Annotated in this window: 1 protein-coding gene; it reads right to left on the reverse strand. The window is 61.4% G+C overall.

Going from position 1 to position 246, the window contains the following annotated elements; genetic code table 11:
- Positions 1-246, reverse strand: a 246-nt coding sequence (locus SB753_RS40175; protein WP_410805566.1) for a hypothetical protein, incomplete at both ends; no start/stop codon positions are given.

Genomic DNA, 246 nt, shown 5'->3' on the forward strand with positions numbered 1-246 from the left:
CGTCGAGTCCGAGTGTCTGAGCACTGTCATCGCCAATGAATTGCAACGGCAGCACGCCAAGTCCCGCGAGATTGCTGCGATGAATGCGCTCGAAGCTTCGCGCGACGACGGCCTTTACACCAAGCAGGCGCGTGCCCTTCGCAGCCCAGTCGCGGCTCGATCCGGTGCCGTACTCCTCGCCGGCAAAAATGATCGAAGGCGTGCCCGCTGTGATGTAACGGCGCGATGCATCGAATATCGTGGTGC

Source organism: Paraburkholderia sp. SIMBA_053 (genome assembly GCF_046534895.1).
Taxonomy (GTDB): Bacteria; Pseudomonadota; Gammaproteobacteria; order Burkholderiales; family Burkholderiaceae; genus Paraburkholderia; species Paraburkholderia caledonica.